General features: G+C 72.5%; 7 protein-coding genes. 2 read left to right on the top strand and 5 right to left on the bottom strand.

Annotation, left to right across the window (positions count from 1 at the left end; genetic code table 11):
• Positions 1 to 721: 721 nt before the first annotated feature.
• Positions 722 to 2605 carry a Xaa-Pro dipeptidyl-peptidase gene (locus ACGFH8_RS25920; protein ID WP_393371747.1) on the bottom strand — a complete coding sequence of 628 codons (1884 nt, stop codon included), beginning with the start codon at positions 2603 to 2605 and terminating at the stop codon, positions 722 to 724.
• 329 nt (positions 2606 to 2934) lie between these two features.
• Between ACGFH8_RS25920 and ACGFH8_RS25915 the strand changes: the two genes are divergently transcribed.
• Both ACGFH8_RS25915 and ACGFH8_RS25910 read left to right on the top strand, forming a co-directional pair.
• Positions 2935 to 6288, top strand: coding sequence for a S8 family peptidase (locus tag ACGFH8_RS25915; protein ID WP_393371746.1), 3354 nt, complete (start codon positions 2935 to 2937; stop codon positions 6286 to 6288).
• 126 nt (positions 6289 to 6414) lie between these two features.
• Positions 6415 to 7071: a DUF998 domain-containing protein gene (locus ACGFH8_RS25910; RefSeq protein ID WP_393371744.1), complete on the top strand. Its 657-nt coding sequence runs from the start codon at positions 6415 to 6417 to the stop codon at positions 7069 to 7071.
• A 4-nt stretch (positions 7072 to 7075) separates the two neighbouring features.
• On the opposite strand, the gene ACGFH8_RS25905 is transcribed toward ACGFH8_RS25910, so the two are convergent.
• The 4 genes from ACGFH8_RS25905 to ACGFH8_RS25890 all read right to left on the bottom strand — a co-directional run bounded on the left by ACGFH8_RS25905 (position 7076) and on the right by ACGFH8_RS25890 (position 10855).
• Entirely contained in the window at positions 7076 to 7576 is a 501-nt protein-coding gene (locus ACGFH8_RS25905; RefSeq protein ID WP_393371741.1) for a DUF2231 domain-containing protein, read from the bottom strand.
• Between the two features lie 142 nt (positions 7577 to 7718).
• Positions 7719 to 8990 (bottom strand): SGNH/GDSL hydrolase family protein, encoded by a 1272-nt coding sequence (locus ACGFH8_RS25900; RefSeq protein ID WP_393371738.1) that lies wholly within the window; start codon positions 8988 to 8990, stop codon positions 7719 to 7721.
• A 25-nt stretch (positions 8991 to 9015) separates the two neighbouring features.
• Entirely contained in the window at positions 9016 to 9765 is a 750-nt protein-coding gene (locus tag ACGFH8_RS25895) for a hypothetical protein (RefSeq protein WP_393371736.1), read from the bottom strand.
• Between the two features lie 43 nt (positions 9766 to 9808).
• Positions 9809 to 10855, bottom strand: a complete 1047-nt coding sequence (locus ACGFH8_RS25890; protein ID WP_393371733.1) for an SEC-C metal-binding domain-containing protein — start codon at positions 10853 to 10855, stop codon at positions 9809 to 9811.
• Positions 10856 to 10897 lie beyond the last annotated feature (42 nt).

The raw sequence follows: 10897 nt of genomic DNA, 5'->3' as shown, positions 1-10897 counted from the left end.
GCCGGCGGCGGTCAGAGCGGTCTTACGGATCAGATCGGTACGCATGATGGCGTGCTCCTCTGCATCGGGGGAACCCACACAGCACTCAACGGGGGTGCGTGGCCGTGCGGGGGACGTTCGAGGGGGGTTCTGCCCGGTGACCCGTGAGGGGGTCGGCGTCGGGACAGGGTGTAACGGTTCGTGGTGGCGGGTCATTCCGCCTTCCCGGGGTCGGCGCATTCCGCCTGCCCGAGGGGTCGGCCGGTGGTGGTGCTCGGCCGTGCGGGGGGTGTAACCGGGGCGGGCCGGCGGGTGTTCCCGGCGGCTGGCTCTGGCGGGCGGACCTGGCGGTGGTTCCCGCCGGGGCCGGCACACCATGACCCGGACTGTTGCGGTGGTCTGCCAGGTATAACGACCCGGGCCGGCCGCCGATTCCGCCACGGGGGTGGCCCCGGCCGCCCGACATTCTCGCCCAAACCCGACACCGACCCCAGCCCGCCCACCGGCGATACGGACACGGGGGGACGATCGAGGTGATCGACTCGCGTTCCTGAAAGTGGCGGTGTCCGAGTGCCGGAAACACCCCGACATCATGAAGGCCGAGTGGATCATGCCGGTGTGCGCCGTCCGCACGCCCCGAACCGGTCCGACCGTGCGAAACCGGCGCGGCGGACGGATGGCGTGATCGACGTGGGGCAGCCCGAACGCGTCGGACTGCCCCACCCGGGAGAGCGGAGACGAATCAGAACCCGAGGACGCTCCGCCCGCCGACCACCGGCAGTCGTAGTTCGCTGTCGTTCGGGGCTACCCGCAGCTTTGTGCCGCCCAACGGCAGGAGGGTGTACTCCTGGTCGCTGGAGAAGACGACCACGCCGATCCGGTGCCCGGCCGGGAAGATGTAGTCCTTCGGCTCCATGGTCCACCGGTAGTCGTACAGCTTGCCCTGCTTGACCGGCTCGGTGCGGGCGGCGCTCTTGCGGTTCTGCGGGTCCATCCAGCCCCGGGTCACCACGGTCGGGACGGCGGTCGACCCGGCTGGGCCGTAGTCGACCAGGTACGCGGTGAGGTTCGCGTCCGGCTTGTTGTCGATCGCCATCCGCAGCCGCATCTCCGGACGCCCGGAGATGCGGACGTCCGACGTCAGCGCGGGGGAGCGGTAGGCGAGCCGGTTCGCGTTCGCCGTGTCGGGGTTGGCGACCAGGGTGTCCGGGTGGATGGTCCGGCCCTCGTCGACGAAGCTCTGCTCGACCTTGCCCTTCGGTGGCTTGCCCGTGGTGAGCGCGCCCGGGGCGGTGGCGTCGGTGGCGGCGAACCGCAACCCGACCGCACGGGCCGCCGGGTCGGGCCAGTTGGCGTACGTGGTGTAGGCGCGGTCCTCGCGTTGGAGCACGGCGGTCGGCTCGTCCATGATGCCGTTGCGCACGTTCCACAGCCAGAAGTCGAACCAGCGGTTCTCGGTCTGCTTGTAGGTCCACGTCTGGCCGCTCGGCAGGGTCACCGACGCGCTACTGCCCGGGCCGCCGTGGCCGCCCTGGTGCAGCCAGATCTTGCGCGGTACGTCGCGCTTGGCGAGCTGGTCCCACCAGCCGGCGAAGTGCTCGGTCTTGACGTTCCAGTCGTTGAGGCCGTGCACGACGAAGACGCTTGCCGTGACGTTGCGAGCGTCGAGGTAGTCGCGGTCGCGCCAGAAGTCCGAGTAGTCGCCGGTGACCCGGTCCTGCTCCGCGGTGATGGTCGCGAGTTCGTCGGCGCAGGGTCCCTCGGCGCGGGCCTGTCCGGCGGTGTACTGGGCCAGGATGTCGAGGTCCTCACCCTGGAACGTGCCGGGGGCGACGACCAGACCGTTGGCCCGGTAGTAGTCGTACCAGCTGCTGATCGCGGAGACCGGCACGATGGTTTTGAGTCCCTTGACCCCGGTGGTGGCCACCTGGTTGGGCAGCGTCCCGTTGTAGGAGACGCCGGTCATGCCGACCGCGCCCGTGGTCCAGCCGGCGGTGATCGGGGCGCCGTTCGCGTCGTACCCCTTCGCTCGGCCGTTGAGCCAGTCGATGACCGCCTTGGTGCCGAGGGTCTCGGCCTGGTCGCCGCTGGTGGGGCAGCCGTCCGAGTCGCCGGTGCCGACGCTCTGACCGAGCACCACCGCGTACCCGCGGGGCACGTAGTAGTCGTCGAGCGAGCCGGGCAGGTTGGCCTTCGCCTGGGCCCGCTGGGCGCCCGCGTCGAGCCCCAGACGCCCGGCCCGGTCGGTCCGACCGTTCTGCGGCAGGTCGTCGACGAGCACGCTCGGGTACGGCACGTCACCCCAGGTGCCCTTGCGGTACGGGCTGTGCTCGAAGATGACCGGCACCTTGAAGCCCTGCGTGGCGGTCTCGCGGGGGCGGGAGATGTCGATCGCCACCCGGTCGGGCCGACCGTCGTGATCGGTGTCGACAGGGGTCTGGACGAACACCCGCTCCTCGATCGCGTCGGCGAGCGAGAACACCGGTTGGGTCATGCCGTCGCTGACCACGATGCCGGTGGGCGTCGCGGTCGTGGGCGGCGCCGCGGTCGCGGTGGGGGCCGCGGCCAGGACCAGGGCGCCGGACACGCCGACGCTCAGGAGTGCCAGATGGCGGGGTCGACGCATGCGCGTCTCCCTTCGGTTGGGCTGGTCGCCGGGTCTCGGCAGGGGCCTATCTCGAAGATCCATTCGTCGCCATGCTAGGTCCGGGCTCGGGTCCCGTCGATGCCGTCGAACAGGGATGTGCCCTTTATTCGCAATGTGCCGTTCTGGACGAGGCGGACGGCAATCGAAACGTCATCGAACCGAGCCGGACGGTGACACGCTGCGGAAATCCGGGCCACACCAGCGGAAAAACCTGTCGTCGAAGACCTCCGAAGATCACGTACTCGTGCATATGATCTTGCGGGAAGCGCCCGAAGAGGCGCTTTCGTCCACATAAGACGAGGAGCAACATGCTCAGGAAAACACGGTGGCTGTTGGCCGTCGCCGTCACGGCGACGACGCTCACCGCCCTACCGGGCGGCACGGCCACGGCGGGACCCAGCGGCATCGGCCGGACCGGCCCACCCGCCACCTCTGCCGACGGCAGGACGCACACCGTCACCCTGCTGACCGGGGACGTGGTGACCGTCCGCAGCACCGGCTCGGGATGCCCGCACGCCACCGTCCAGCCCGCCGACGAGAACGCGGTGATCCGCCAGACCTGCGGCCCCGACGGGCACCTGCACGTCATCCCGGCCCGCGTCGCGTCCCAGATCGGCTCGGTCCTCGACCCCGACCTCTTCGACGTCACCACGCTGATCGCCGACGGGTACGACGACGACAACACCGCGGAGCTGCCGCTCATCGTGCAGCCCGCCACCGCGTCCGCCCGGGTCGCCGCGCTCGGCGACGTACTGCCGCTGCCCAGCATCGGCGCGGTGGCCGGCCGCGTACCCAAGAAGAGCCCGGCCACCGCGAAGCTGGCGACCACCTCGCTGCTCGCCGGCGCGAAGAAGGTCTGGCTCGACCGCAAGGTCCGCGCGACCGCGCTGACCGGCGGCGGACAGCAGCGGGACCTCGACCGCAACCTGGGACAGATCGCCGCACCCGAGGCCTGGAAGTCCGGCTACACCGGCGCCGGCGTCCGGGTCGCGGTGCTCGACACCGGCGCCGACTTCACCCACCCGGACCTGGTCGGCCGGGTCGTCGACAGGTCCGACTTCACCGCCGAGGGCGGTGACGCCGTCGACCACAACGGCCACGGTACGCACGTCGCGTCGACGATCGCCGGCACCGGCGCGGCCGCGCACGGGCAGCGTCGCGGCGTGGCGCCGGACGCCAAGCTGGTGATCGGCAAGGTGCTCGACGACCGCGGCTCGGGCGAGGACTCCGGGATCATCGCGGGCATGGAGTGGGCCGCCGCCCGGGCCGACGTCATCAACATGAGCCTCGGCGGCAGCGACCCGGACGACGGCAACGACCCGCTCTCGCTCGCCGTCGACGGCCTGAGCAAGCAGACCGGCGTGCTGTTCGTCATCGCCGCCGGCAACAGCGGCGGGGCCATCTCCTCGCCGGGCTCGGCCGCCAGCGCGCTCACCGTCGGCGCGGTCGACCGCGACGACAAGCTCGCCGACTTCTCCAGCCGAGGGCCGCTCATCACCAGCAACGTGGCCAAGCCGGAGCTTGTCGCACCCGGCGTCGACATCGTCGCCGCGCGGGCCGCCGGCACCAACCTGCAGGACCCGATCGACACGCACTACGAGGCGATCAGCGGCACCTCGATGGCCAGCCCCCACGTCGCGGGCGCCGCCGCGCTGCTCGTCCAGCGGCACCCGGACTGGACCGGCGCGCAGATCAAGGCCGCGCTCGTCGGCGCCGCGGACCCGCTGACCGGCGTCGACGCGTACGCCGTCGGTGCCGGCCGGCTCAACGCGGCCCGCGCCCTCGGCGGCCCGACCAGCGACCAGGCGGTGGTCAACCTCGGCACCTTCGCGTACCCGCAGTCCGGGACCAGCGAGGCGAAGCTGAGCTGGACCGGAGCGGCCACCCCGGCGACGAGCGTCCTCGACCTCGACGTGTCGGTGGTCAACCACGACGGCCAGCCGGTGCCGCGCGGCGCGGCGTCGCTGTCGACGAACCGGGTGACACTCACACGCGGCGCCACCGCCGGGGCGACCCTGCGGGTCAACCGCGCGGCGCTGGCCGCCCGGCCGGGCTTCTACCTGGCCACCGTCACCGCCCGCACCGCCGGCCGCAAGCTTGTCGCGACCACGCCGGTGAGCTTCTACGTCGAGCAGCCCAGCTACGACCTGACCATCCGCACGAAGCCGCTTGCCGGTCTGAAGGACGGCGCGGAGAGCTGGATCAACCTCGCGATCACCAACCTCACCGACCCGGTGATCTTCTACGGCGGGGCGGGCGGTGCGCCCGGCGACGACTTCACGCTGCGGGTGCCGGCCGGCCGGTACTCGGTGCTCGGCGCCTCGGTCGCCTACTACGTCGACAGCGACGTGCTGGAGACGACACTTGTCGGCGAGACCGACCTGACCGTCACCGGCAACCGCGGCGTGACGCTCGACCCGGCGCGCGCCAAGCCGGTGACGGCCACCGTCGACGGCGTCGCCACCAAGGCCACCAAGACCGATCTCACGAACGTGCAGACCGCGGCGAACGGGCTGTCCGTGTGGAACCAGGTCAGCGGGTACGGGACCGCGACGGCCGTCCGCGCCTCCGCCCTGCCGAAGCCCGGTGTCGGATCGCTCCGCAGCTGGGCCGCCGTCAACCTCGACGCACCTGCCGGCACGGCCAAGCCGTACCGCTACAACCTGGTGCACGAGTACCCGTTCGGCGTACCGGCCGATCCGGCGTTCCGGGTGAACGCGGCGGAGCAGGCGAAACTCGCCCGAATCGAGGAACGGTTCCACCAGGCGGACTCGGAGGGGATGTCCACCCAGCTGATCCGCACCGGCTTCACGCCGGACGGGGTGTGGGTGACGGAGACCCACGAGGGCAACCTGCCGCCGTACCGCACCGACTACCTGTCGCCCGGCTACCTCTGGGCCGACGAGGGCGTCTACGGTGGCCTGTCGGCCCAGGAGGCACCCCGCAGCTACCAGCCGGGCAGCCGGCAGGCCAAGGTCTGGGCGCGGCAGCCGCTGCACTCCGGCTGGTACGACGACCCGGCCGGCGTCGGCCACAGCTGCGCCACCGCGCCGTCGCGGACCCGGGGCAACCTGCACATCGACCTGGTGACCCTCACCGACAAGCACCAGCGGGCCGACTGCCTCCAGGGCGACTCGATCGGCGTGAACCGCAAGCTGTCGTTGTACCGCGACGGCAAGCTCGTCGACGAGCGGAACCGGCCGCTCGCCGACTTCACAGTGCCGCAGCAGATGGCGGACTACCGACTGAACCTCGACGTCGACACGAGCCTGATCCTGCCGATCTCGACAAAGGTCACCACCTCCTGGACGTTCCGGTCCGCCGGGCCGGACGGGACGGGAAGCGTCCCGCTGCCGCTGCTCGCGGTGGACTACGCGCTGCCCATGGACACCGCCAACCACGTCACCGGCGCGACCGCCGAGCTGGCCGTCCGGCAGGCGCACGGCGTCAAGGCGCAGAAGGTGACGTCGGTGCGGGCCTGGACCTCGACGGACGACGGCGCCACCTGGACGTCGGCCCGGGTCACCGCGAGCGGCGACGGTTACCGGCTCGCCCTGCCGAAGGCCGCCGCCGGGCAGGCCGTCTCGCTGCGGGTGAAGGCCGCCGCGAACGGTGGTAGCGGCATCGACCAGACCATCATCCGGGCGTACCACGCCGGCTGACGGTCGACGCGGTGGTGCGGCCCGGCCCCGGCCGGACCGCACCACCGTTCCGCGTCGCGGTGTCGATCCGGGCTCGCCTCGTTCGTCGTGACGGTGAGACGAGACGCCGACCCGAGAGGTACGTCAATGACGTCCCGGACGACAGTCCCCGAGACCCATCTCCGCCGAACGCGACTCCTGCTGGGCTGCGGCACGGCGGCCGGCGTTCTCTTCCCCGCCCTGTCGTTCGGGCAGGCGTTCACCCGATCCGGGTTCGACCTGCGCCGGCACGCGGTCAGCGCACTCACCCTCGGTGACCTCGGCTGGCTGCAGGTCATCGCGTTCGCGGGCACCGGCGTGCTGGCCGTCGCCTCCGCGGTGGGCCTGTGGCGGGCACTGCGTCCGGGCCGGGCCGGGACTGTGGTGCCGGTGCTGGTCGGCGTCTACGGGGTGGCGATGGTCGGCGGCGGAGTCTTCGTCCCCGATCCCGCGCTCGGCTGGCCACCCGGCGCCCCGAGCGGGCTGCCCGAGCAGGCCAGCACGGGCAGCATCCTGCACACGGTGTGCGGCGCGGCCGCGTTCCTGTCGCTCATCGCCGCCGGGCTGCTGCTCGCCCGACGTCTCGCCGGCCAGGGCCACCGGGGATGGGCGCTCTACAGCGCCGCCAGCGGTGGCGTCGCGTTCGTGCTCACCGCCCTGCCCTGGAGCGAGGGGAGTGCGAGCATCCGCTTCGCCGTCGGAGCGGTGCTCATCTCCGGCTGGCTCGTCGCGGTGTCCTGGCGGGTACGCGACGAGGTCGCCTGAGGGGTCACTGGCCCTCCCAGACCGCCTTCGCGCCGGAGTCGCCGGTGCGGACGACGTAGTAGACGACGATGCCGGCGGCCACCACCGACAGCACCTGCAACACCACCGTCAACGCCCGACCCGGCCGCCCGTCACCGGTGGCGTTCACCTCGGCGGCCCGCGGCGGGACGAACCGGACCAACGCCAGCGCCACGATCGCCAACAGGAGGGTCGCCCAGAACGTGATGTCGCCGAACTCCTGGTGCGCCTCGATCTTCGGGAGGAACTCGGGGGTGATCCGGTTGGCCGCGCGCATGCGCTCGAAGAAGGCATCCCCGGAGAGCTTCGCCAACAGGGCGGCGACCGGCGCGCCCACGGCGAGCAGCCCCAGCACCCAGCGGGTGTGCGGCCGGATGGGCGCGACGAGGGCGTAGCCGACCGTCAGCAGGGCCAGCAGCGGGACGAACACGACCGCGGCGTGCAGCACCAGAGGGTGGGCGGGGAGGCCCATGAACTCCTCGAACATCGGCGTCTCCTCCGGAGGCATCGGGTGGACGTCAATCGTCCAGAGATGGACGGTATCGGTCGCGCCGGGGCGTGTCAGCCCCCGAGATCACCAGTGGCGCCCCGGCCCGGCCCGCCACGGCGACCCACCGGGGCCGGAGGGTTCAACGGTCGCAGCGCAGGACGGCCAGGTCGACGGCATCCGCCATCGCCCGCATGCCCCTGTCGTTGGGGTGGAGATGATCCCCGCTGTCGAAGAGCGGCAGGAGCGCCCGCGGGTCGTGCGGACTGCGGGTGACCGCGTCGAAGTCGACCACCGCGTCGAACACGCCGCTGCGCCGGATCCAGTCGTTGACGCCCTGGCGTACGGCCTCACCCGCGTTGTCGTACTCGGGCCAGCCCCGGTAGGGCATGACCGTGGCGCCGACGACGCACCGGCCCGCCGCGTGCGCCCGGTCGACCAACTGCCGGTAGCCGGCGGTGAGGGCGTCGAGCGTGACGCCGGTGTGGGCCTTGATGTCGTTGATCCCCTCGTGGACGAACACCGTGTCGACGCCCGGGTGGGAGAGCACGTCGCGGTCGAAGCGGCGCAGCGCGGCCGGGCCGGCGCCGCCGGCGAGCACCTTGTTGCCGGAGATGCCCTCGTTGGCCACCCCCCGCACCGGGCTGTCCGGCGTGGCGTGGAGCCGCCGGGACAGGTAGTCGGGCCACCGACGGTTGGTGTCCGGGCTGGAGGCGAACCCGTCGGTGATGGAGTCGCCGAGGACGACCACCGAGCCGACCGCTGTGGACGTCCGCACGCTGACGGCGTCCAACCAGTACCAGGAGCTGAGCGTCTCGGCCCAGTTGGTCGCGGCCTCCTCGGCGGCGTGATCACCCGCGCTGGCGTACGACGTCTGGAGGGCCAGGATGTGCCCGCTGCGCATGCCCAGCGCGCCGGTGACGTGGAGGCTCACGACGAGGTTGCTCTCCGCGGCCAGCTCGCCGGGCAGCGGGTCACTCATGACCACCTCGCCCGCCGGGACGGTGACCGAGGTCTGACCGCCGAACGTCAGCGGCCGGTTGCTGCCCTGGATCAGCTCCGCGCCCTGCCGCTGCAACCCCGCGTAGGCGCTGGCGAACGTGACCGGGTGCTCGCCGAACGCGTTTGTCAGCCGGATCCGCAGGGCGTCCCCACCGACGCTGGTCCGGACGACGAGCCGGTAGCTGCGCTCGGCGGGCCCGGCGCCCAGCCGCTCGGCGCTGGCGGCCCAGGTGACCGCGAAGTGCTGCTGGTCGCGACTCGCCACCGGCGCCGGGCCCTGCTGCGCCGCCGCCCGGGCCAGCACCGGGGCCGGATCCTGCCGCGCCAGGTGCACCACCAGGGGTACGCAGAGCGCCGTCAGCAGCGCCGCGACCGTGGACGCCGCCACGCGACGGGCCGACCCGGCTCGCATCAGCGGACTCCCGGTGAAGCGGGACTCACCTGAGGCCCTTACCGAAATAGCCGCTCAGCGAGGTCCGCGTGTCGCACGACAGCTCACCCGGGGCCAACTGGATGCGTGCCGGCCGCCACAGCTCCGCACCGTTGCCGGTGACGCGGGCCAGGAGGCAGTCGTACTGGGCGGCCCGCAGGGCGACGCCGACCCGGCCGTCCTCCGCGGTCACCTCAGTCCTGATGGCGGGGTCCAGCTTCAGGCCGTCGATCGCCGCGCGGACCGCGGCCTCGTCCGGGCCGACTGTGGCGAGAGCGCTCTTCAGCCGCTCGTCGACCCCGGAGAGCGACGGGTCCTCGGCGACCTGGATGGGATCGTCCGGCGGGCACTCGATGTCGTCGTCGCGGCGGTCGTCGCGCGGGCCCAGCCGCAGGCGGAAGCAGATCGCCTCGTCACTCTCGTCGATCACCGAGCCGTCCGCGCCGATCTCCACCCCGTGCCCCGCCACCCGCAGCACCAGCGTCACGCCGGTCCCCCAGTGCGTGTCACCAGTGACCGTGAGCACCGCGACGTCGGGGTGCTGGCCGGCCGCGTGCACGTACTTGTCGGCCTGGTAGAGATGGTCGGCCACGAATCTGGACTGGACCCAGTCGACCTTCTTCGCGGCGTCGGCCACAGCACTGTCGTGGGTCGGGTCGTCCGGGCGGAGGAGATAGTGCCACAGACCGGCACCGACGAGCGCCACCACCAGCAGCGCGACTCCGCCGACGATCCCCAGCCGTCCACCCTTCGCCACACTCGGGATTATGTCGCAACCGGGGCGAGGCCGGTGCCCCCGCCTACCGGGAGCGCGGCAGGCAGTCCTTCTTGTACTTGAGGCCCGAGCCGCACCAGCAGGCGTCGTTGCGCTCCGGTGGCCAGGGGACCCGCGTGCTGGGTCGCGCCTGCACCTCGGCCGCGTAGCCGGCCCGGACCGCCGCGTCGCTCGGGTCGCCGTCCCGTCGACCGGCGAACGCGTTCAGTCCGTCCACGGTGGCGCGGAACACGCCCAGCCCGGCCTGACCGGCACCGCGCAGCCGGACCAGCTCCGTCTCCAGCCGGCCCCGATGCGCGTCCCAGTCCGGCCCGTACACCTCGCTCAGCGTCGCGTGCTCCGCGAGCAGCCGATCGAACTCGGCCCGGGGCCAGAAGAGCAGGTCCGACGCGGCGTCGCGGCGCTCTCCGGCCCGGCGCACGAGCTGCGACTCCAACCGGTCGGCCAGATCGTCCTGCCGGTCGTGCGGCAGGTTCAGATTCCGGCGTACCCGGTGCCGTTGTTGCAGGAGGAAGAAGAGGACACCCGGCGCGTCCGGCGGGCCGAGATCCGCCACCGGGTCGGTCGCGGTGATCGCCTGCCCGGACGTCCCGGCCGCTGTCGCGCGCTCGCCCAGCAGGGTGTCGACCGCCTCGCTCAGCCAGGTCTCGGCGGTCGACGAACGACCGGCCGCGTCCAGCGCGGCACTCAGGTAGGCGGGGGCGTCGGGCTGCACGAGCAGCAACGGGCGCAGCGAGGTCAACTCCGCCATCGCCTCGTCGTCGCGACCGCCGGCCCGGAACAGGGCCCGGGCCCGCAGCGCCCGCGCGAACCCGGCGCGAGGGTCGTCCCCGGACGGGTACGCCGCCAGGGCCCGCTCCGCGTACCGCAGGGCGGCCTCGGGTCTCGCCCGGATCTCGGCGATCTCGGCGGCCAGGGTCAGGGCGTCGCCGGCGTCGTCCGGATCCTCCAGCCGGCCCTGCTCCGCCGCCTCGGCGAGGTCGGCGGCGACACCGAGCGGATCGGCCGTCCCGAGCGCCGAGCGGCGTCGTTCGGCGAGGTCAGCCTTGGTGAGTACGTCTCTCGTCGGCACGTCCTCACGGTACGTCGGGGTGCTCGGAGTATGCGGGCAGAT

The sequence above is a fragment of the Micromonospora sp. NPDC049175 genome, assembly GCF_043197345.1.
GTDB lineage: Bacteria > Actinomycetota > Actinomycetes > Mycobacteriales > Micromonosporaceae > Micromonospora.
The sequence above is the reverse complement of the archived record's forward strand: the minus strand, read 5'-3'. Positions and strand labels throughout refer to the sequence as shown.